23 protein-coding genes are annotated in these 19593 nt (G+C 70.9%); 12 read left to right on the top strand and 11 right to left on the bottom strand.

Going from position 1 to position 19593, the window contains the following annotated elements; all coding sequences use genetic code 11:
* Nucleotides 1-30 precede the first annotated feature (30 nt).
* The gene (gene aspS / locus BW982_RS16700; protein WP_076495250.1) at nucleotides 31-1371 is read left to right on the top strand and encodes an aspartate--tRNA(Asn) ligase; all 1341 of its coding nucleotides are present in this window, start codon (nucleotides 31-33) and stop codon (nucleotides 1369-1371) included.
* 72 nt (nucleotides 1372-1443) lie between these two features.
* A complete protein-coding gene (locus tag BW982_RS16695; protein WP_076495248.1) occupies nucleotides 1444-2493 on the top strand; it encodes an ATP-binding cassette domain-containing protein in 1050 nt (349 codons plus the stop codon).
* A 61-nt stretch (nucleotides 2494-2554) separates the two neighbouring features.
* Here BW982_RS16695 and BW982_RS16690 read toward each other — a convergent pair whose 3' ends face one another.
* The 6 genes from BW982_RS16690 to BW982_RS16665 all read right to left on the bottom strand — a co-directional run bounded on the left by BW982_RS16690 (nucleotide 2555) and on the right by BW982_RS16665 (nucleotide 4452).
* Complete coding sequence (locus BW982_RS16690) at nucleotides 2555-2857, bottom strand: Dabb family protein (protein ID WP_076495245.1); 303 nt, start codon at nucleotides 2855-2857, stop codon at nucleotides 2555-2557.
* Nucleotides 2854-3132 (bottom strand): glutaredoxin family protein, encoded by a 279-nt coding sequence (locus BW982_RS16685; RefSeq protein ID WP_083696778.1) that lies wholly within the window; start codon nucleotides 3130-3132, stop codon nucleotides 2854-2856. The genes BW982_RS16690 and BW982_RS16685 overlap by 4 nt, the downstream gene beginning before the upstream one ends.
* 31 nt (nucleotides 3133-3163) lie before the next feature.
* Nucleotides 3164-3457, bottom strand: coding sequence for a rhodanese-like domain-containing protein (locus BW982_RS16680; protein WP_076495241.1), 294 nt, complete (start codon nucleotides 3455-3457; stop codon nucleotides 3164-3166).
* A gap of 86 nt (nucleotides 3458-3543) precedes the next feature.
* Nucleotides 3544-3642: a 30S ribosomal protein bS22 gene (locus BW982_RS16675; RefSeq protein ID WP_003792170.1), complete on the bottom strand. Its 99-nt coding sequence runs from the start codon at nucleotides 3640-3642 to the stop codon at nucleotides 3544-3546.
* Between the two features lie 83 nt (nucleotides 3643-3725).
* Entirely contained in the window at nucleotides 3726-3917 is a 192-nt protein-coding gene (locus BW982_RS16670) for a helix-turn-helix domain-containing protein (protein WP_056224003.1), read from the bottom strand.
* Nucleotides 3918-4056: 139 nt separating this feature from the next.
* On the bottom strand, nucleotides 4057-4452 hold the full coding sequence (locus tag BW982_RS16665) for an ArsR/SmtB family transcription factor (protein WP_076495239.1): 396 nt from the start codon (nucleotides 4450-4452) through the stop codon (nucleotides 4057-4059).
* A gap of 67 nt (nucleotides 4453-4519) precedes the next feature.
* Here BW982_RS16665 and BW982_RS16660 point away from each other — a divergent pair, with 67 nt between their 5' ends.
* Nucleotides 4520-5962 (top strand): TrkH family potassium uptake protein, encoded by a 1443-nt coding sequence (locus BW982_RS16660; protein WP_139327523.1) that lies wholly within the window; start codon nucleotides 4520-4522, stop codon nucleotides 5960-5962.
* Nucleotides 5955-6626: a potassium channel family protein gene (locus BW982_RS16655; protein ID WP_022877902.1), complete on the top strand. Its 672-nt coding sequence runs from the start codon at nucleotides 5955-5957 to the stop codon at nucleotides 6624-6626. The genes BW982_RS16660 and BW982_RS16655 overlap by 8 nt, the downstream gene beginning before the upstream one ends.
* 151 nt (nucleotides 6627-6777) lie before the next feature.
* On the opposite strand, the gene BW982_RS16650 is transcribed toward BW982_RS16655, so the two are convergent.
* Together BW982_RS16650 and proC are read right to left on the bottom strand one after the other, a co-directional pair.
* Nucleotides 6778-7065 (bottom strand): DUF1905 domain-containing protein, encoded by a 288-nt coding sequence (locus BW982_RS16650; protein ID WP_076495237.1) that lies wholly within the window; start codon nucleotides 7063-7065, stop codon nucleotides 6778-6780.
* Between the two features lies 1 nt (nucleotide 7066).
* Entirely contained in the window at nucleotides 7067-7912 is an 846-nt protein-coding gene (proC, locus tag BW982_RS16645) for a pyrroline-5-carboxylate reductase (protein ID WP_076495235.1), read from the bottom strand.
* Nucleotides 7913-8012: 100 nt separating this feature from the next.
* On the opposite strand from proC, the gene BW982_RS16640 reads away from it, so the two are divergent.
* Nucleotides 8013-9125, top strand: a complete 1113-nt coding sequence (locus tag BW982_RS16640) for an alpha/beta hydrolase (RefSeq protein WP_076495233.1) — start codon at nucleotides 8013-8015, stop codon at nucleotides 9123-9125.
* A 10-nt stretch (nucleotides 9126-9135) separates the two neighbouring features.
* Nucleotides 9136-10065: an LLM class F420-dependent oxidoreductase gene (locus tag BW982_RS16635; RefSeq protein WP_076495231.1), complete on the top strand. Its 930-nt coding sequence runs from the start codon at nucleotides 9136-9138 to the stop codon at nucleotides 10063-10065.
* 6 nt (nucleotides 10066-10071) lie between these two features.
* On the opposite strand, the gene tadA is transcribed toward BW982_RS16635, so the two are convergent.
* A complete protein-coding gene (gene tadA, locus BW982_RS16630; RefSeq protein ID WP_076495360.1) occupies nucleotides 10072-10506 on the bottom strand; it encodes a tRNA adenosine(34) deaminase TadA in 435 nt (144 codons plus the stop codon).
* Nucleotides 10507-10592: 86 nt separating this feature from the next.
* On the opposite strand from tadA, the gene upp reads away from it, so the two are divergent.
* A complete protein-coding gene (gene upp, locus BW982_RS16625) occupies nucleotides 10593-11225 on the top strand; it encodes a uracil phosphoribosyltransferase (protein WP_076495229.1) in 633 nt (210 codons plus the stop codon).
* A 21-nt stretch (nucleotides 11226-11246) separates the two neighbouring features.
* Here upp and BW982_RS16620 read toward each other — a convergent pair whose 3' ends face one another.
* The gene (locus BW982_RS16620; RefSeq protein WP_076495363.1) at nucleotides 11247-14783 is read right to left on the bottom strand and encodes a TM0106 family RecB-like putative nuclease; all 3537 of its coding nucleotides are present in this window, start codon (nucleotides 14781-14783) and stop codon (nucleotides 11247-11249) included.
* A gap of 109 nt (nucleotides 14784-14892) precedes the next feature.
* On the opposite strand from BW982_RS16620, the gene BW982_RS16615 reads away from it, so the two are divergent.
* Nucleotides 14893-16953 carry an NAD(+) synthase gene (locus tag BW982_RS16615; RefSeq protein ID WP_076495227.1) on the top strand — a complete coding sequence of 687 codons (2061 nt, stop codon included), beginning with the start codon at nucleotides 14893-14895 and terminating at the stop codon, nucleotides 16951-16953.
* A 29-nt stretch (nucleotides 16954-16982) separates the two neighbouring features.
* Here BW982_RS16615 and BW982_RS16610 read toward each other — a convergent pair whose 3' ends face one another.
* On the bottom strand, nucleotides 16983-17477 hold the full coding sequence (locus BW982_RS16610; protein WP_076495225.1) for a DUF427 domain-containing protein: 495 nt from the start codon (nucleotides 17475-17477) through the stop codon (nucleotides 16983-16985).
* 103 nt (nucleotides 17478-17580) lie between these two features.
* Here BW982_RS16610 and BW982_RS16605 point away from each other — a divergent pair, with 103 nt between their 5' ends.
* The 4 genes from BW982_RS16605 (at nucleotide 17581) to BW982_RS16595 (ending at nucleotide 19560) form a co-directional block, all read left to right on the top strand.
* Nucleotides 17581-17778 (top strand): hypothetical protein, encoded by a 198-nt coding sequence (locus BW982_RS16605; protein WP_076495223.1) that lies wholly within the window; start codon nucleotides 17581-17583, stop codon nucleotides 17776-17778.
* Nucleotides 17775-17924 carry a hypothetical protein gene (locus tag BW982_RS18345; RefSeq protein ID WP_175611137.1) on the top strand — a complete coding sequence of 50 codons (150 nt, stop codon included), beginning with the start codon at nucleotides 17775-17777 and terminating at the stop codon, nucleotides 17922-17924. Before BW982_RS16605 ends, BW982_RS18345 begins: the two co-directional genes overlap by 4 nt.
* A 70-nt stretch (nucleotides 17925-17994) precedes the next feature.
* Nucleotides 17995-18939, top strand: coding sequence for an aldo/keto reductase (locus tag BW982_RS16600; protein ID WP_076495221.1), 945 nt, complete (start codon nucleotides 17995-17997; stop codon nucleotides 18937-18939).
* Nucleotides 18940-19002: 63 nt separating this feature from the next.
* Entirely contained in the window at nucleotides 19003-19560 is a 558-nt protein-coding gene (locus BW982_RS16595) for a phosphorylase family protein (protein ID WP_076495219.1), read from the top strand.
* Nucleotides 19561-19593: the final 33 nt, after the last annotated feature.

Genomic DNA, 19593 nt, shown 5'->3' with positions numbered 1-19593 from the left:
GCGCCCGCCCCGCACGTAGACTGGTTCCTCGTGAGCGAACGCGTCCTCGTACAGCAGTTGAAGTCCCTTCCCGCCGGCCCCGTCTCGGTGTCGGGGTGGGTCGAGACCGTCCGCGATCAGAAGAAGGTCCAGTTCGTCGTCCTGCGCGACGAGACCGGTGCCGTACAGCTGGTGAACCCCGCGACGCGCCCCTCCGAAGAGGCGGGCGACCAGGATGCCGCGGCCCTGGCCCTCACCGAGACGATCGGCGGCCTGGCCAACGGCACTTTCCTCACCGTCCGCGGTGAGCTCAAGCACGACGAGCGCGTCAAGCTCGGCGGCGTAGAGATCAAGATCGGCGAGCTCGAGATCGCCGCGGCGGCGAACCCCGAGACCCCGATCGCCGCCGACAGCGGTCTGGACAAGCGCATGGACTGGCGCTTCCTCGACCTCCGCCAGCGTCGCAACAACCTCATCTTCCGCGTGCAGACCACCCTCGAGCACGCCATGCGCACCTACTGGGTCGAGCGCGACTACATCGAGGTGCACTCCCCCAAGCTCATGGCATCCCCCTCGGAGTCCAACGCCGAGCTGTTCGAGGTGCCCTACTTCGAGGACAAGACCGCCTACCTCGCGCAGAGCCCGCAGTTCTTCAAGCAGATGGCGCAGGTCGCCGGGTTCGGCAAGATCTTCGAGATCGCCCCCGCGTTCCGCGCCGACCCCTCCTTCACCAGCCGCCACGCGACCGAGTTCACCTCGATCGACGCCGAGATCAGCTGGATCGACTCGCACGAAGACGTCGCCCGCATGCAGGAGGAACTTCTGCAGACCGCGTTCCAGGCGGTCAAGGACAAGCACGGCGACGAGATCCAGGAGCTGTTCGGCGTCGAGGTGCAGGTGCCCGCGGTGCCCTTCCCCCGCATCCCGCTCGCGGAGGCCCGCGAGATCGTCGCGGCCCGCGGCTACGACATCCCCCGCACCGACGGCGACCTCGACCCCGAGGGAGAGCGCCAGATCGCCGCGCACGTGCGCGAGGCGTTCGGCCACCAGTTCGTCTTCGTGACCGATTACCACCCCGAGATCCGCGCGTTCTACCACATGCGCGACCCCGAGACCGGGCTCACGAAGTCGTACGATCTGCTGTTCAACGGCGTCGAGATCACCACCGGCGCGCAGCGCGAGCACCGCGTCGACGTCCTGGTCGAGCAGGCGAAGGAGAAGGGGCTCGACCCCGCTCACCTCGACTTCTATCTGGACTTCTTCCGCTTCGGCGCTCCGCCCCACGGCGGCTTCGGCATGGGCCTCGCGCGCGTGCTGATGCTGCTCCTCGGCGAGTCGTCGATCCGCGAGGTCACCTACCTCTTCCGCGGCCCCACGCGCCTGGCTCCCTGAGTTCCCCCGCCCGACCCCCGAGGTTCACTCACCGGGCCGGGCGAGGTCATCCGTGACCTCTAGCGTGTCGTCATGGTCGAAGGCAGCGTCGCGGTGACCGTCCCTGCGGACGGCCGGTCGAGCGCGGGGTGGAGCGTCCGGGTCGCCGCCGTCGGCCGTACCCGCGCCGGGGAGCGTGTGCTCGACGGGTTCGATCTCACGGTCGCCGTCGGGGAGATCGTCGCGATCGTCGGACCGTCGGGGTGTGGTGCGACGACGGCCCTCCGCGTGATCGCCGGGCTGGAACGCGCGGACACGGGAACCGTGAGCATCGCCGACGGTCTGTCCACGGCGGCGGTCTTCGCCCACACGGCGGTGCCGCGATTCGGCCGGGTCGGTGAGGCCGTGGCCACCGTCTCCCGCCGCGCCGGCCACCCCGATCCCGACGCACGCGCACGCGAGCTGTGCGGGCTCCTGGGGCTGTCGGACCCGGATGCCGCAACCCATCGCCTGGCCCGGGGCGATCGCCGCCGAGTCCTCCTCGCGCGGGCTCTGGCGTCGGAAGCGCGCATCCTCCTGCTCGACGATCCTCTCGACGGACTCCAGAACTACGAGCGCGCGGTCCTGCGCGATCGGCTCGTCGAGCACCTGCGCGATCGGCGGATCACCGCGGTCTGGGTGACCCGGGAGACCAGCGAGGCCGCGGCCGTCGCCGATCGCATCGCCATCATGGTGCGGGGGCGGATCGCCGCCTCGGGGAGCCCCGAGGACCTGTTCCGGCACATGGGCGATCCGGCCGTCGCCGCGGTGCTCGGTCCGGTCAGCACCGTGCCCGGGATCGTCGAGGACGTCACGGTCGACGTCTGGGGCCAGGACGTCCCCCTCGCGGAGGCCGGTCCCGACGGGCATTGCGAGGTGATCGTGCGCCCCGATCAGGTCGTGCTGGTCGGCCCGACGGAACCCGGCGTCGACGCCGTGGTGCAGGAGACCACGTTCCTGGGCAATATGCGTCTCACGCAGGTGCGCGCGCAGGACGGCAGCGTGGTCCAGATCGAGCACTCGGTCGAGGACCGCGTCGCCCCGCAGGCGCCGGTGCGCATCGCCCTGGCCACGTCCGCCGTGACGGTGCGGCCGCTCGGCTGAGCCGCGGCTCCCGCGTGACAACGCCGCGGATGGCGTCGGTGGCCGAGGCGGGTGGAGCGGGTCAGGCGGGGAAGTCGATTCCGGCCCGATCGGTGACGACCGAGCGGACGAACGCCGCGACCTCCTGATGCGCCGGGTGCACCTGGTACCGCTCGAGGGCCTCCACGTCGGCGAACTCGCTGACGAGCGCCACATCCCAGTTGGTCTGCGGGTAGGCGACGTTGCGCCCCACTTCGAGGTGCTCGATCTCGGGGATCCGGCCGCGGAGCGAGAGCAGCCGCTCGGCGATCTGCTCGGCGTGCAGCGCGCGGGTGTCGGCGTCGTCCGCCGCGAGCTTCCACAGGACGATGTGACGGATGCTCACGCGGAGGCTCCTTCGGGGTCGGCCGCGAGAAGTGCGGCGCGGAGGCGATCGGCGGAGACGCGCCAGTGCGCGTGCAGTTCGCCGTCGATCAGGACGACCGGGATCTTCTCCCACCACCGCTCGTACAGGCCGGTGTCCTCGGCGATCGACGCCTGCTCGATGACGAGGCGGTCGGCGACCTCGGCCGGAAGCTCGGCGACGACGGCATCGACGATCTGCTCGGCGACGTCGCAGAGATGGCAGTCGGGCTTGCCGATGAGCGTGAGGGTCGTCACCTCACCCATCCTAGGAGGGCGCGTCGGGGCGTCAGGACTCGACGTCGTAGCCCGAGGCGATCCACTCGCCGGTGCCACCCTCGACGTTGGTCGCGTCGTGACCGCGGGCCGTGAGCGCCTCGACGACGCGCGCCGAGCGACCGCCGGCCTGGCAGATCACGTCGAACGCCCCCTCGGGCAGCTGGTCCAGGTTCTCGCCGATCGTCGACATCGGCAGGTTGACGGCGCCGGGGACGTGTCCTCCGGCGAACTCGTCGACCTCGCGCACGTCGATCAGCGGACGATCGCGTCCGGCGTGCAGGTCGTGGACCGAGATGGACTGCATGTGTGCTCCTCGAGAGGGCGTCGGTGATCGGGGGCCGCATACACGAAGCGCCCGTCGGATGACAGGCGCTCGGTGTGGTGGTCGCGTTACTTCTTGTTGCGACGCTGGTGACGAGTCTTGCGAAGCAGCTTGCGGTGCTTCTTCTTCGCCATGCGCTTACGGCGCTTCTTGATGACAGAACCCACGGAAAACCTCACTAAGTCGGGGTCTGGGTGCCGATGTCGGCTCCCGGGAACGGGCAGGCGTTGGAAAAAGGCCTCGGACCAGTCTAGCCGACGTCGGACACCGGCCGCTGCACGGCCTCGGCGACGGCCGATTCGGGCACCCGATAGCTGCGACCGAACCGCACGGCGGGCAGCTCGCCCGCGTGCACGAGACGGTAGACGGTCATCTTCGAGACCCGCATCAGCTCGGCGACCTCGGCGACCGTCAGGAAACGCACGTCGGGCAGCTCTGCCATCGATCACCCTTCGCCGCGGGTGTCCGCCACCCATTGATGTGGACACACTCTAGGGTCTGCCCGCGACGCGTGTAAACCTGTGGGGCTTCTGTGACGAAAGTGAGATGAGAGAGCGGTGTTCACCGGGCTGGAGGGCCGCTCAGCGGCCGGGGAGTTTGCGGAATGCCGACGTGACCGAGTGCTTCACCGAAGCGGCCGCGCGTCCGACGACCTCGGCCGCGTGGACGGCGGATTCGGGCAGTGCCGGCTCGTTGTCGACGTCCACCGAGAAGAAGGGCACGAGCCAGTCGTCGACCTGGTCGAGCGGGGCGACGGCGAGGCTGTAGTAGCGGTGCTGCCCCTCTTCCCGCACCGAGACCAGTTCCGCCTCCCTCAGGACCTTCAGGTGCTTGGAGACGGTGGGCTGGCTGACTCCGAGCGCGTGCACGATCTGCGAGACGCTCGTGCCCCGCTCACCGCCGGTCGCACGGTCCAGGAGCAGCTGAAGGATGTCGCGACGCGTGCCGTCAGCGATCACGTCGAAGATGTCCGCCATGGCATTAGGTTAGCCGCGAGCCCGCCCGAGTACCATGATTCGGGTTCGTCGGCGAAGGGAGTCACGCATGGCCGCGACTCCCGACGAGGCGCGTATGTCGGTGCGCGTACGCCGCATCGCGTTCCGGGCATGGGACGCCATGCGCGATCTGACGACGGCATCCCCCGCCCGGTTCGCGGTCCTGGTGTTCGTGATCCTCATCCTGCTGTTCACCGCCCTCTTCTCCCTCCCGGCGGCCGCCGCGAACGGCCAGCGCACGCCCCTCGCGGACGCGCTCTTCACTGCGGTGTCGACGATCTGCGTGACGGGCCTGTCGACGGTGAACATGTACAGCGACTGGTCGCCGCTGGGCCGGGTGATCACGTACGTCGGTGTGAACGTCGGCGCCCTCGGGGTCCTGACCCTCGCCTCGATCCTCGGTCTCGTGATCTCCAAGCGCCTGGGCCTGCGGGCCAAGCTCATCGCCGCGGGCGACAGCAACCCGCTCCGCGCGCACGGCGGCCCCGTCAACGAGGGCCAGACGATCCGACTGGGCGAAGTCGGCCAGCTGCTGCGCACCGTTGCCCTGTCGACCCTGGTGATCGAGGCGGCGCTCGCGGTGCTGATCTACCCGTCGCTGATCATCGGCGGGATCGACCCGGTGGTGGCCCTCTGGGAGGCGCCGTACTACGCGGCGATGTCATTCACGAACACCGGGTTCGTCCCCAACGCCGACGGGTTGCTGCCGTTCGCCCAGGACTACTACTTGCTGACGGTGCTCATGATCGGCGTGTTCCTCGGCTCGATCGGGTTCCCCGTGATCTTCACGCTGTGGCGGCACTGGTGGCGGTTCCGGCTGTGGTCGCTGCACGCCAAGCTGACGATCATCACGACCGTCGTCCTGTTCTTCGCCGGCGCCGGCGTCATTCTGCTGCTGGAATACGACAACCCCCTGACCTTCGGGAGCATGGACGCGTGGGACACCACGTTCCAGGCGTTCTTCCTGTCGGCGATGACGCGATCGGGCGGGTTCTCGGTCGTGAACATCGGTGACCTCAACGGCGCCACGCTCGTCGTCGGGTCGATGCTCATGTTCGTCGGCGGGGGCTCGGCATCCACCGCCGGCGGAATCAAGGTCACGACCCTGGCGGTCCTCGCTCTCGCCGTGTGGTCCGAGGCGAAGGGTCGTCCCTCGGTGCAGGCGTTCGGCCGCCGCATCCCGAGCGACGTGCAGCGTGTGGCGCTCTCCGTGGTGGCGTGGGGCGCCACGATCGTCGCGCTGTCGACCGTGACCATCAGCCGGATCACCGACGCACCGATCGAGCACGTGCTGTTCGACGTCATCTCGGGTTTCGCCACGGTGGGTCTGTCCACGGGGCTCACCGCCGAGCTGCCCGACCCCGCCGTCTACGTGCTGGCTCTCACGATGTTCATGGGGCGCATTGGTACTGTGACACTCGCCGCGGCCGTCGCGGCGTCCTCCCGTTCGCAGCTCTACGCGCTGCCCGTCGAAAGGCCGATCGTTGGTTGAACGGATCCGCAGCGACGCGCCCGTCCTCGTCATCGGCCTCGGGCGTTTCGGCGCGGCGTGCGCCGGCGAGCTGGACCGACTCGACCGCGAAGTGCTCGCCGTCGACGGCAACCTCGACCTCGTCCAGAAGTGGTCCGAGCGCGTGACCCACGCGGTGCAGGCCGACGCCCGCAACATCGACGCCCTGCGCCAGATCGGCGCGCAGGACTTCCAGGTCGCGGTCGTGGCGGTCGGCTCGCTCATCGAGGCATCCGTCCTCATCACCGCGAACCTCGTCGACCTGAAGGTGCCGCAGATCTGGGCGAAGGCGGTGTCGCAGTCGCACGGGAAGATCCTCGCCCGCGTCGGCGCGAACCACGTCATCTACCCCGAGGCCGAGGCCGGCGAGCGCGTCGCGCACCTGGTGAGCGGACGCATGCTCGACTTCATCCGCTTCGACGACGACTTCGTGCTCGCCAAGATGTACCCGCCGAAGCTGGTGCGGGGGGTCGGCCTGAACGAGTCGGGCGTGCGCACGAAGTACAACGTCACCGTGGTCGGGGTGAAGAGCCCGGGCCGCCCGTTCCGCTACGCGGAGGCGAACACCGTGGTCACCAACCACGACCTCATCATCGTGTCGGGCACGAACAGCGACATCGAACGGTTCGCGGCGCTGGATCGCTGATGCCCGCGCCGCCCCCGGGTCCGTTGCGCGTCCCCCGGCCGCTCGGCATCCACTCTCAGCCGATAAACGCGATCCACGACGAGACACGGCTGCACAGCACGTTTCTCGCCGCCGATCGCGTTTATCGCGGGGAGGAGCGCGAGGGATGCCGTCAGACCTCGATCTCCAGCTCGACCGTGACGACGTCGTCGACGCCGAGGTGCTCGGCATCCTGGAGCGCCTTCTTGATCGGCACGACGTAGGCGCCTTCCTTCGGCCAGAGGGCCGTGGTCACCCGCGTCGCGCCGATCGTGACGGCCGCCGGGATCATGCCCCAGCCGTAGGTGACGACCGGAGCCACCTCGGCGATGGCCGCGGCCTCAGCGGGCGGCACGGTGACGAAGTGGTACGGCGCGGGTCCGCGCCAGTACCAGATCGGCCCCTCGAACCGCAGCCGCATGTCAGGCCCCGGCGGCGAGTTCCTTCGCGCGGGCGAGGGCGGCTTCGGCCGCCGCGGTGAACGTGTCGTCGAGGCGGGCGGCCTGCAGCACCGCGACCGCACGCTCGGTCGTGCCCTTCGGGCTCGTGACGCGGCGACGGAGTTCGGCCGGGTCGACGTCCGCGGATGCCAGGAGCGCCGTCGCCCCGATGAACGTCTGTTCCGCCAGCAGGCGCGCGGCGTCGACGTCGAAGCCCATGCGGACGGCGGCCTTCGTGAACTCCTCGATGAGGAGGAAGACGTACGCGGGGCCCGAGCCCGAGATGGTGGAGAGTGCGTCGATCCGGGACTCCGGAACCTCGACGACCTGACCGACCGTTTCGAAGAGCGCGCGCACGAGCGCGACGTCGTCCGCGGTCGCGGCGGCCCCGGCCGCGAGCCCCGTGACGCCCTTGCCGACGAGGGAAGGGGTGTTCGGCATCGAGCGCAGCGTCGCGACGCCCTCGCCCAGGTGCTTCGCGAACGTCGCCAGGGTCACGCCGGCCGCGAGACTCACCACCACCGCGCCCGGGCGCAGGTGCGGCGCGATCTCGTCGAGCAGGTCGGGCACCATGGCGGGCTTGACGCCGATGAGGACGACATCGGCGGATGCCGCGGCCGCGACGTTGGCGTCCGGCGCGGTCTCCAGCGCGACGCTGGTGACGCCCTCGAGCTCGGCGAGTTCAGCCGCCTTGGCCGCCGAGCGGTTGGTGGCGGTCACTCCCCCGCCGGTGAGGCCGGCGGCGACGAGCCCCCGCAGGATCGCGCCCCCCATGGAACCGGCGCCGAGGAACGCGAGCGGGGGCAGGGAGGGGGTGGCATCCGTCATGCAGGCAAGTCTACGAACCCTGAGTGCGGCCGATAGGGGCGCGCGTTAGAGTCGGAGCGCGTCCGTACCGGAGCGGATGCGAGTGACACGGAGGACCCCCATGACTCTCTTCGACGGCATCACCTCGCGCCTGATCGAAACCGGTCGGCTGAGCGTCAACGTGCTCCAACGCGCGGCCGACGACCCCGCCACCGGACCCGAGCAGACCGTGGTCTTCGTCCACGGCAACGTCTCGTCGTCGCTGTTCTGGCAGGAGATCATGCAGGACCTCCCGAGCGACCTGCGGGTCCTCGCGGTCGACCTCCGCGGCTTCGGCGGCACCGAGCACGCCCCGATCGACGCGACCCGCGGCGTACGCGACTTCAGCGACGACCTCCACGCGACTCTCGAGGCCCTCGGCATCCCCACCGCACACCTCGTGGGCTGGTCGATGGGCGGCGGCGTCGTCCTGCAGTACGCCCTCGACCACCCCGTCCTCTCGCTGACCCTGCAGGCGCCGGTCTCGCCCTACGGATTCGGCGGAACACGCCGCGACGGGTCGCGCCTCACCGACGACGACGCCGGAGCCGGGGCCGGCGGCGCGAACCCCGACTTCGTGCAGCGCCTCATCGACCACGACACGACCGACGAGGCCCCCACCTCTCCGCGCTCGGTCTTCCGGTCCGGCTACGTCGCCCCCGGCTACACGAGCGAGCACGAGGACGTCTGGGTCGAGTCGATGCTGACGACCTCCACTGCCGGCGGGAACTACCCCGGGGATTCCGTCGCCTCGCCGAACTGGCCGGGGTTCGCCGCCGGGAACCTGGGCGTGCTCAACACCATGGCGCCGAAGCACTTCGACGTCTCCGGGATCGTCGACCTCGCCGACAAGCCCCCGATCCTGTGGATCCACGGGACGGCCGACGCCATCGTCTCCGACGCCTCGTTCTACGACTTCAACCACCTCGGCGCGCTCGGCATCGTGCCGGGCTGGCCGGGTGAAGAGCTCGCCCCCGCACAGCCCATGGTGTCGCAGACGCGCGACGTTCTGGAGGCCTACGCCGCCGCGGGGGGCGAGGTCACCGAGATCGCCGTGGAGGGCGCCGGGCACGCCCCGCACCTCGAACGACCCGCGCAGTTCCGCCAGGCGCTGCTGACGGTGATCGGCTACGTCGGTCGCCCCGCCGATCCGGCCCCGCCCACCGAGGCGATCATCCTGCGTTCGGCCGACTGAGGGGTACGCCATGGAGTACTGCCTCTTCACCGAGCCCCAGCAGGGATTCTCGTACGACGACCAGCTCGCGTTCGCGCGATCGGCCGAGGAACACGGTCTGGACGGCTTCTTCCGTTCCGACCACTACCTGCGGATGGGCGACGGCGACGCGCTCCCCGGACCCACCGACGCCTGGACGACGCTCGCGGGCCTGGCCCGCGAGACCTCGCGCATCCGTCTCGGCACGCTGGTCTCGTCGGTGACCTATCGCGTCCCCGGCATCCTCGCGATCCAGGTCGCGCAGGTCGACGCGATGTCGGGCGGCCGCGCGGAACTCGGTCTCGGCACGGGCTGGTTCGAGGCGGAGCACGCCGCCTACGGCATCCCGTTCCCGCCGAAGCGGTTCGACCTGCTCGAGGAGCAACTCGCGATCGTCACCGGACTGTGGTCGACGCCGGCGGGTGAGACGTTCTCGTTCGAGGGCGCGAACTACCGCCTGGATGCCGCACCGGCGCTGCCGAAACCCGTCCAGTCGCCGCTGCCGGTCATCGTCGGCGGCGGTGGCCCGAAGCGGACGCCCGCCCTCGCCGCGCGCTTCGCGACCGAGTTCAACATCGGGTTCGTCCCGGAGCATGTCGTCGCCGAGAAGTTCGCCGTCGTGCGCGCGGCGTGCGAGGACATCGGTCGCGACCCCGCGACGTTGAAGTTCTCGGTCGCGCTTCCCACGATCGTCGGCGCCGACGACGCCGCGATCGAACGTCGTGCGGCCGCGATCGGCCAGACGCGCGCGCAGTTCGACAACGGCGCCAATCTCATCGGGCGCCCCGAGGAGATCGCGGCGAAGGTCGAGCGGCTGCGGGATCTCGGCGCCGAGCGGGTGTACTTCCAACTCCTCGACCTGCGCGACATCGACCACGCGGACGAGGTCGGCGCCGAGCTGCTGCCGCTCCTCCCCCGCTGACCCGGGTCAGTCGCGACGGCTCTCGAAGAAGTCCCGCAGCAGGGCGGATGCCTCCGCCTCGGCGACCCCGCCGACCACCTCGACGCGGTGCGGCAGACGCCGATCGCGCAGAACGTCGTAGAGAGAGCCCGCGGCACCCGCCTTGGCATCCCATGATCCGAACACCACGCGCGGCACACGCGCCTGCAGGATCGCCCCCGCGCACATGACGCACGGTTCGAGGGTGACCACGAGCGTGCACCCGGCGAGGTGCCATGTGCCGAGGTACGCGGCGGCTTCGCGCAGGGCGACGACCTCAGCGTGCGCCGTCGGGTCGTTCGTGATCTCGCGGAGGTTGCGGCCCTCGCCGATGACCTCGCCGGTCGGACCGAGAACGACCGCCCCGACGGGCACGTCCTCGTGCGCGGACGCGTCGCCGGCGAGCACGAGCGCGCGGCGCATCGCGGCGAGGTCGGCGGCGGTGGGGGTCACGGTGCTCCGAAAAGACGGGGGCGGAGTCTCGGGGTCGAGCGGCTAGCCTTGAGCCTATGCGTGTCCACGTCGCCGACCACCCCCTCATCACCCACAAGCTCACGGTGCTGCGCGACCGGCAGACGTCGTCGCCGGTCTTCCGTCAGCTCACCGAGGAACTGGTGACGCTGCTCGCGTACGAGGCCACCCGCAACGTGCGGGTGGACCCCATCGAGATCCAGACCCCGGTGACGACCACCCAGGGCGTGAAGATCAGCGAGCCGCGACCGATCGTCGTGCCGATCCTGCGCGCGGGTCTCGGCATGCTGGAGGGGATGGTGAAGCTCCTCCCCACCGCCGAGGTCGGATTCCTCGGCATGGTCCGCGACGAGGAGACCTTCCAGCCGACCACGTACGCCGAGCGGCTGCCCGACGACCTCAGCGACCGCCAGTGCTTCGTGCTCGACCCGATGCTCGCGACCGGCGGCTCGCTCGGCGCGGCGATCACCTTCCTCTTCAACCGCGGCGCGCAGGATGTGACCGCGATCTGCCTGCTCGGCGCGCCGGAGGGCGTCGCCGCGATCGAGAAGCAGGTCGAGGGACACGACGTCACCCTCGTGCTCGGTGCCCTCGACGAGCGTCTGAACGAGAAGGGCTACATCGTGCCCGGGCTCGGCGACGCGGGCGACCGCCTGTACGGCACCGCCTGAGGCCGAGTCTTCGCCGGGCTCTCAGGCGTCGGCACCGACCAGTCGCGCGAAAGCGCTGAGACGTGCGACGCCTTCGGGAGTGCGGGGCAGGTCGTCGAGCAGCGCGGGAGAGAACAGGACGAACGCCGCCTGCATGGCCCGCGAGATCGCGACATTGATGCGGTTGCGCAGGAGCAGGAACTCCAGGCCTCGCGGGGCCTCGCGCCCGGATGATGCCGCGAGCGTGAGGATCGCGACCACCGCCTCCTTGCCCTGGAAACGGTCGACCGTCCCGACCGGGACATCGGCGAACCCCGCCGCGGCGAGGGCTTCCTCCACCGCGACCTGCTGCGCGTTGTACGGCGTGATCACGATGATGTCGTCGGCGTGGAGCGGACGCGGTGGGTGGATCACGGCGGCGTCGCCGACGCCGCCCTCGGCACCCGTCCACTCGCGACCGACGAGGTCGGCCACCAGCGCGACCACGGCCGCAGCCTCCTCGGGCGAGGACGTCGTGTTGCCGTGGTGCCGGACCGGAACGGCCCGGAGCCCGGGCTCGACTCCACCCAGCGATCGCAGCGCCGTCGACGGATGGGCGGCGAGGCGCCCCTCGTACGAGAGCCGCGACACCGGGCCCGCGACCGCCGGGTGCATGCGGCGCGTCCGGGCGAGGAAGTAACCGAACTCGGGCGGGACCACCTCGGCACCGTCGATCACCCACCCCAGCGCCGACGTGTCGACCGGCTCGGGGTGGGTTCCCTGGCTGACCTGCGGCAACTGCTGCGGATCGCCGAGCAGGAGCAGGCGCGGAGAGGAGAGGGACACCGCGATCGTGGATGCCAGCGAGAACTGCCCGGCCTCGTCGATCACGAGGAGGTCGAGGCTTCCGCGCGGAATCCGCCCCTCGTGGCTGAAGTCCCACGCCGTCCCGCCGACCACGTACCCGTGAGCGGCGTTCTCGGCCGCGAAGGCCGGAACGCCGTTCTTCGGCAGCACGGTGAACGAATGGTCGGCACCCGGGTCTTTCGGAGCCTTGCCGACCCGCCCCGCGGGGACGCCAGCGGCGATGACGCGGTCGAGCATGTGCTCGACCGTCGCGTGCGACTGCGCCACGACTCCGACGCGGTAGCCCCGCTCCGCCACCAATCGAGCGATGACGTGCGAACCGACGTAGGTCTTGCCCGTGCCCGGGGGGCCCTGCACCGCGAGATAGCTGCGGTCGAGGTCGGCGACGCTGCGGGCGATCGCGGCCACCTCGTCGTCTCCGGCGCCCCCGTCGATCGAGGTCACCGGAACCAGCGCACCGGAGCGGGTGCGCGGCGGGCGCCGCCGGAGGATGTCGGCCGCCGGGCCGTCGGGAAGGGCGGGAGCCGCGGCCAGCAACGCGTCGGCCCACGCGTCGATCGCCTTCTGCTGGTTGCCGGCACGCGGTGGCGCCGGCGGCGTCAAAGCGAGCGGGAGCGTGTCCCACGTGACCCCGTCGACCGCGATCTCTTCGATCACGGCACCGTCATCGAGCGCGTCGCGCACCGTCACGCGACGCGCACCGTGGATCCAGCGGGGACGGACGTCGAGGGGGAACGGCGCCGGCAGGTCGTAGACGGCGAAGGGCTCGGCATCCACCGACAACCGACTGCCGGGAGCGACCTCGCCCCGCACCTCGACGAGACGCCGCTCGGCGCCGCGGCCCGACTCCGCGATGTGCCAGTCGGCGACCACCCGCGAGCGTGCCGCGTCGACGACGATGACGTCGCGCGTGTCCTCCCAGATCGAGACCGGCTCGCGCAGACGCAGGAAGTGCGTCGCCCAGTACGTCTTCTCTTCGCGCGGGTAGTAGTCGATCGCGGCCGCCGCGAGACGCAGGGCCGTCGCGTCGGGCTCGTCGGCGTCGACCGCCCAGCGCTGCAGCGCGGTCGCACGGGGGGACGGCTCGTAGGCCTGCTCGTCGGGCTCGGCACCGCGGGCGGGCATCGCCCCGCCCTCGCGCGCGCGGTCGACGAGCCAGTCGCGCAGACGCCGGGTGGAGACGCAGTCGTACCGGTTGTAGTCGGCCAGGTCGTCGAGCACCCGCTGAGCGGCCTCGACCTCGCCGTCAGCGGCGAGCGCACGGGCCTCGACGTACTTCACGATCGAGTCGTCTCCGCGCTGGACGTCGCTGGTGCGCACCTCGTCGCCCATGTACAACGGCTCGAGCTTCTTGATCGAGTAGGACCGCGACCCCACCCGCAGAGCGCGGCGCACCACGGGGTACAGGTCGACGAAGACGCCGTCGCGCAGCAGCCGATCGACGTCGGCCTCGCGCACGCCGTACCGCGCCGCCATCGTCAGCAGGTGCGTCGGCTCGTACGGTGCGTAGTGGTAGATGTGCATGTCGGGGAACTGCTCACGGCGCACGGCCACCAGATCGAGGAAGCGCTCCAATGCGGCGCGTTCCTCGTCGAACGAGTGTGCCCACAGGGCTCCATAGCGCTCGCGCGTGTCGACCCAGCCGAACAGGTAGTCGATGCCCCACTGCTCCCGCTCGCCCTCGGTGTACAGCGGGTCGCCCTCGAAGTCGAAGAACAGATCGCCGTGGTCGGGGCGCGGGAGCACACCCAGGGCGCGGGGTTCGACGACTTCGAACGTCGGCACGACGTGATCGCCCGCCGCCCCGTCTCCGGCCGGGCTCTCGAGCTGCAGGCGGGCCTGCGTCCGGAGCGACGCGAAGGTGTCGGCGCTCATGCCCGCGGGGGCGACGGGCGAGGATGCCAGAGCGTCGATCGTGTCGATCCCTCCGGCCCGCAGACGGTCGCGCTGGACGGGGCGCATGCCGGCCACCAGGAGCAGGTCGCGGTGGGCGACGACCTCGATCTCGCAGGTCGGGCAGCGACCGCACGCGAGGACGGCGAGCTCGCCGCGCGGGTCGCCCCACGGGATCACGGGTCCGGCGACGCCGAGCCCGACCCGGCGATCGGCGATGAGGGCGCGCAGGCGCGCACGCCGGAGGGCGAACACCGGCAGCAGATCGTCGACGCGATGGGTGCTGGTGCCGCCGTCGCCGAGCAGCAGCTGGACCTCGTCGGAACGCGCGACGCCGAGGCGGTCGAGCTGGTCGACGTAGGCCGCGAGCTGCATGAGGGCCGTGACGCGGGCACGGCGTGCGAGCTTGGTGTCCTGCACGATCCACGGCCGCGGGCCGCCGTCGCCCCTGTCGGGCTCGCGCACGAGGAAGTCGGCGAAACCGACGAACTCATCGGTCGCGAAGGCCGCCTGGTAGACGACCTCGGCGGTCGGGTCAGCCAGCGCCTCGTCGGTGAGGCGAACGGCCTCGGCGAGCGCCGCGGCGTCCGAGGATCGGGCGGCGGGGATCTCGCGGACGGCCGCACCGAGATCGCGGCGGTAGTCGTCGAGCACGCGCAGCTCATGCGCGGTACCGAGGGCTGCGGCGCGCTCGAGCGTGGCATCCTCGGGATCGGGCACGGCCTCGATGCGGCCGATCTTCGCGTCGATCGCCCGCAGCCAGGCGAACTCGCACTCGGCTGCCGCTTTGAGGTCGCTGGCGCTCCAGACGATCCGGGCGTCTTGCTCGATGTACCGCATGATGGTCAACGCTAACCGGGGCCGCCGACATCGCCGGTCGCTCGTCCACAGGACTCCGCGTCCCACAGCCGTCCCCCGCAGTGTCGACGCCACCTGACAGACTGGAGCGGTGATCACCGAGCTGCCGTTCGAGAACGTCTACCGGCACGGCTTCGCGCGCGTGGCGGCGTGCACGATCCCCGTCGCCGTGGCCGACCCCGCGACCAACGCCGAAGCGGTGCTGGTCGCGGCGCGCGAGTGCGACGCCGAGGGGGTCGCGGTCGCCGTCTTCCCCGAGCTGTGCCTGTCGGGATACGCGATCGACGATCTCGTGATGCAGGACCCCCTGCTGGATGCCGTGGAGGCCGCCGTCGCGCGCGTGGTCGCGGCATCCGTCGATCTCCTGCCCGTGCTGCTCGTCGGGGCGCCGCTGCGCCACGGGAACCGCCTGTACAACTGCGCCGTCGTCGTACACCGGGGGCGCATCCTGGGCGTCGCGCCGAAGTCGTACCTGCCGACCTACCGCGAGTTCTACGAACAGCGCTGGTACGCCCGCGGCGACGACACCGCCGGTCAGCACATCACCGTGGCCGGCGAGACCGTGCCGTTCGGCGCCGACCTGCTGTTCGACGCCGTCGACGTGCCCGGGCTGACGCTGCACACCGAGGTCTGCGAGGACGTGTGGGTGCCGATCCCTCCCTCCTCCCCCGCGGCCTTGGCCGGCGCCACGGTGCTCGCGAACCTCTCGGGCAGCCCCATCACCATCGGACGCGCCGACGACCGCAGCCTCCTGTGCCAGTCGCAGTCGCTCCGCTGTCTCGCGGCCTACGTCTACGCCGCCGCGGGACAGGGCGAGTCGACCAACGACGTGTCGTGGGACGGCCAGACGATGATCTACGAGGGCGGTCAGCTCCTCGCCACGACCGAACGGTTCCCCGACGGTCCGCGCCGCAGCGTCGCCGACGTCGACCTCGACCGCCTGCGCCAGGACCGCCTGCGCCAGGGCACGTTCGAGGACAACCGCCGCACGGCCGGGACGCCGTTCCGCACGGTGCCGTTCGAACTCGCGCCCCCGGCCGTCGACCTGGGCCTGCGGCGCGCGCTCGACCGGTTCCCCTTCGTCCCCGACGACCCGGCGCGTCTGGCGCAGGACTGCTACGAAGCGTTCAACATCCAGGTGTCGGGGCTCGTGCAGCGGCTCGAGGCGATCGGCGGACCGCGACCGGTCCTCGGTGTGAGCGGCGGACTCGACTCGACGCACGCCCTCCTCGTGATCGCCCGCGCGATGGACCGGATGGGACGCCCGCGCAGCGACATCCTGGCGTACACGCTGCCCGGGTTCGCGACGAGCGAGAAGACCAAGCGCAACGCGATCGCCCTGGCCGAAGCGGTCGGTGCGACGATCCAGGAGATCGACATCCGCCCGGCGGCATCCGAGATGCTCTCCCGGATGGACCACCCGTTCGCCTCGGGCGAGCCCGTGCACGACGTCACGTTCGAGAACGTCCAGGCGGGGCTCCGCACCGACTACCTCTTCCGCCTGGCGAACCAGAACAACGGGATCGTGATCGGCACGGGCGATCTGTCCGAGATCGCGCTGGGCTGGTCGACATACGGTGTCGGCGATCAGATGAGCCACTACTCGGTGAACCCGGGAGTGCCGAAGACCCTGATCCAGCACGTCATCCGGTGGGTGATCTCGTCGGGCGAGCTCAGCGCGGCGACGATCGAGGTGCTGCAGGCCGTCCTCGACACCGAGATCAGCCCCGAGCTGGTTCCGGCAGGGCAAGACGGCAGGATGCAGTCCACCGAGGACCGCATCGGCCCGTACAACCTGCACGACTTCACGCTGTACCACGTCCTGCGCTTCGGCTTCCGGCCGTCGAAGATCGCGTTCCTCGCCGCGAAGGCATGGGGAGACCCGGATGCCGGATCCTGGCCCGCGGGCTACCCCGAGGGCGCGCGACCGTCGTACGACCTCATCACCGTCGCCCGGTGGATGGAGGTCTTCCTCCAGCGCTTCTTCGGCTTCGCGCAGTTCAAGCGCACCGCCATCCCGAACGGACCGAAGGTGTCGCCCGCCGGGTCGCTGTCACCGCGCGGAGACTGGCGCGCACCGTCGGACGGCAACGCCCGCGCCTGGCTGGCCGAGCTGCACGCCGCCGTCCCGGAGGCGTTCGTCGGGGACTGAGGCGCGCGCGCAGGCGCGGTGCGGCACCGTCACCACCCCATCGAGCCGAGGACGCCCTTGAACGGCCCCGCGAGATCGCGCGTCACCCAGCCGCCGTAGAAGCCGCCCGGCTGCGGCGCGACGGTCTCGCCGGCGACGACGCACCGGTCCATGGGCGCCGCGTACACGGCGACCCGATCGGCGAGCACCTCGTAGCCGGGCATCGGGTTCGGGTAGTTCCACGCCGCACGTTCGGCGACGACACCGCCGCCGTGCACGTCGAAGTACCGCGCACCGCCCTTGAACTCGCAGAACGAGGCGCCCTGCCCCGGGGTCAGCGCGTCGCCGAACGCGGCGATCGGCAGGTAGTACACCGGCGGGTGGCTCGTCTCGAGCACGCGCACGACGTCGTCGGTGTCGACGATCCGGACGCCGCCGAAGTCGATCTGCACGCGCTTCGGAACGTGCTCCACGCGCGGCGGCCGGGGGTAGTCCCACACGGATTCCTGGCCGGGACGGACGGGGTCGGGTACGGGGCGCGCCATGGATCAACGGTACGCCGCGCCGGCACCGCGAGGGTCGGCCGTGATCGAAGCGTGGCACGGGGGTGCGCGACGGTTCGATAGCCTGGGCGGAGGAGGGGCACGAGTGAGCGGCGAACACGGCACCGGTACCGGTCGACGGTTCCGCGTCTACCAGGTGGGCGGGATCGTCCTCGGCATGCTGTTCCTCGGGCTCGGCATCGCCGCGCTCCTCGCGGGTGGCGGCCCCGTGATCGCCGCCATCGCCGGAATCGGAGGCCTGTCCGTGATCATCGTGTCGATCGTGATGATGGTGCGCTCATGACCGCCCCCGACGAGGGCGGTCAGGGCGAGAAACCCCGCAAGTATCCGCGCGGTCAGGTCGTCATCTGGATCGCCGTCTCGGCGGTGGGACTCTGGCTGCTCGGCAGCGGCCTCATCGGCATCCTCACCGGAGGCTCCGGAAACTGACGCCCGCCGGGAATTCCCCACGGTCCGTGCCGTTGTCCTGAGGGCATCGATCACCGAACGAAAGGGCATCATGGCGCGCATCGGACGCAGCGACCTCGACATCCGTCCCCTCTCCCTGGGCGGCAACGTCTTCGGCTGGACCGCCGACCGGGACACCTCGTTCGCCGTGCTGGATGCCTTCCACGCCGGCGGCGGCGACTTCATCGACACCGCCGACGGGTACAGCGCGTGGGCGCCGGGCAACTCCGGCGGCGAGAGCGAGACGATCATCGGCGAGTGGCTCGCGAGCCGCAAGCCGGAGAACGTGGTGGTCGCCACGAAGGTCAGCACCCACCCTGATTTCCGAGGTCTCGCCGCCGCCAACGTGCGGGCCGCGGCCGAAGCGTCGCTGGCCCGGCTGGGCGTCGACGCGATCGACCTGTACTACGCCCACTTCGACGACCCCGAGACTCCGCTCGAAGAGACCGTCGGCGCCTTCGCCGACCTCGTCTCGGACGGTCTCGTGCGCTACGTCGGCGTCTCGAACTACAGCGCGGACCGCATCCGCGAGTGGATCTCCCTCGCCGAGGCCGCCGGAGCCGACCTCCCGGTCGCCGTTCAGCCGCACTACAACCTCGTCCACCGCACCGCCGTCGAGAGCGAGATCGTGCCCGTCGCCGAGCAGTACGGCCTCTCGCTCGTGCCGTACTATGCCCTCGCGAGCGGCTTCCTCACCGGCAAGTACCGGACGACGGATGCCGCGGGCGACTCCCCCCGCGCGGGCGGCGCCGCGAAGCTCGCGACCCCCGCGGGTCTCGCGGTCATCGACGCGCTGGAGGACATCGGCCGCGCCCACGACGCGTCGATCGCCAGCACCGCCCTCGCGTGGCTGCGCACGCAGCCGACCGTGGTCGCTCCGTTGGCGAGCGCGTCGCGTCTGGAGCAGGTCCCCGACCTGATCGCCAGCATGTCGTTGGAGCTGTCGGCCGACGAGCGTGCACGACTCGACGAGGTCTCCGCGGCCGCGCAGGACTGATCGCTCCACCCGACCCGGGGTCGCGCGTCGTCGCGCGGCCCCTCGGTCGGTCAGAATGGGGAGGTGAAGCTCCTCGTCGCCGCCCACGCGTCCGAATTCGTCGCCTTCGAGCCCGACATCCCCGGTTTCGACCGGCTGCTGACGGGCGTCGGCAAGATCCCCGCGGCCTACGCGCTGACGCGCGCCCTCTGCGAGGGCACCTACGACGAGATCGTCGTCGTGGGGACCGCCGGCGCCATCGATCCCGACCTCGAGGGCGGCATCTACGACATCTCCGCGACGATCCAGCACGACGTGAAGGGCCTGGACGGCGCGTTCGGCCAGCACGTGTGGCTGCCCGCGCGGGTCGACATCGCCACCGAGGGGGTGGTCATCGCCACCGGCGACCACTTCGTGGACGACGCCGACGCGGTCGCCCTCATCCGTGGTCTCGACGCGCGCATGGTCGACATGGAGTCGTATGCGCTGGCGTGGGTCGCGCAGCAGTTCGACGTGCCGATCCGCATCCTGCGGGCCGTCTCCGACCGCGCCCAGGACGGTGCGACCGAGCTCTGGGACGACGTCGTCGAGCGCTGCAGCCACGAACTGCGCGCGAAGATCCGCGAACTCTACGGCGTCTGACCACCGCCGCGTCGGCCCGCCCGGCCGCGGGCG

It is taken from the genome of Microbacterium sp. RURRCA19A (genome assembly GCF_900156455.1).
GTDB lineage: Bacteria > Actinomycetota > Actinomycetes > Actinomycetales > Microbacteriaceae > Microbacterium.
This window is presented reverse-complemented; position numbering and strand designations above follow the sequence as displayed.

Excerpts from the sequence above, each read along its gene's own strand:
- BW982_RS16600 (WP_076495221.1), top strand. The coding sequence starts at position 17,995 with ATGGCGCGCATCGGACGCAGCGACCTCGACATCCGTCCCCTCTCCCTG.
- tadA (WP_076495360.1), bottom strand. The coding sequence starts at position 10,506 with ATGCGCCGCGCGCTCGTGCTCGCCGGCGACGCGTCCGCGCACGAGGAC.
- BW982_RS16620 (WP_076495363.1), bottom strand. The coding sequence starts at position 14,783 with ATGCGGTACATCGAGCAAGACGCCCGGATCGTCTGGAGCGCCAGCGAC.
- upp (WP_076495229.1), top strand. The coding sequence starts at position 10,593 with ATGCGTGTCCACGTCGCCGACCACCCCCTCATCACCCACAAGCTCACG.
- BW982_RS16660 (WP_139327523.1), top strand. The coding sequence starts at position 4,520 with ATGGCCGCGACTCCCGACGAGGCGCGTATGTCGGTGCGCGTACGCCGC.
- BW982_RS16695 (WP_076495248.1), top strand. The coding sequence starts at position 1,444 with ATGGTCGAAGGCAGCGTCGCGGTGACCGTCCCTGCGGACGGCCGGTCG.
- BW982_RS16665 (WP_076495239.1), bottom strand. The coding sequence starts at position 4,452 with ATGGCGGACATCTTCGACGTGATCGCTGACGGCACGCGTCGCGACATC.
- BW982_RS16640 (WP_076495233.1), top strand. The coding sequence starts at position 8,013 with ATGACTCTCTTCGACGGCATCACCTCGCGCCTGATCGAAACCGGTCGG.
- proC (WP_076495235.1), bottom strand. The coding sequence starts at position 7,912 with ATGACGGATGCCACCCCCTCCCTGCCCCCGCTCGCGTTCCTCGGCGCC.
- BW982_RS16610 (WP_076495225.1), bottom strand. The coding sequence starts at position 17,477 with ATGGCGCGCCCCGTACCCGACCCCGTCCGTCCCGGCCAGGAATCCGTG.
- BW982_RS16670 (WP_056224003.1), bottom strand. The coding sequence starts at position 3,917 with ATGGCAGAGCTGCCCGACGTGCGTTTCCTGACGGTCGCCGAGGTCGCC.
- BW982_RS16635 (WP_076495231.1), top strand. The coding sequence starts at position 9,136 with ATGGAGTACTGCCTCTTCACCGAGCCCCAGCAGGGATTCTCGTACGAC.
- BW982_RS18345 (WP_175611137.1), top strand. The coding sequence starts at position 17,775 with ATGACCGCCCCCGACGAGGGCGGTCAGGGCGAGAAACCCCGCAAGTAT.
- BW982_RS16650 (WP_076495237.1), bottom strand. The coding sequence starts at position 7,065 with ATGCGGCTGCGGTTCGAGGGGCCGATCTGGTACTGGCGCGGACCCGCG.
- BW982_RS16680 (WP_076495241.1), bottom strand. The coding sequence starts at position 3,457 with ATGCAGTCCATCTCGGTCCACGACCTGCACGCCGGACGCGATCGTCCG.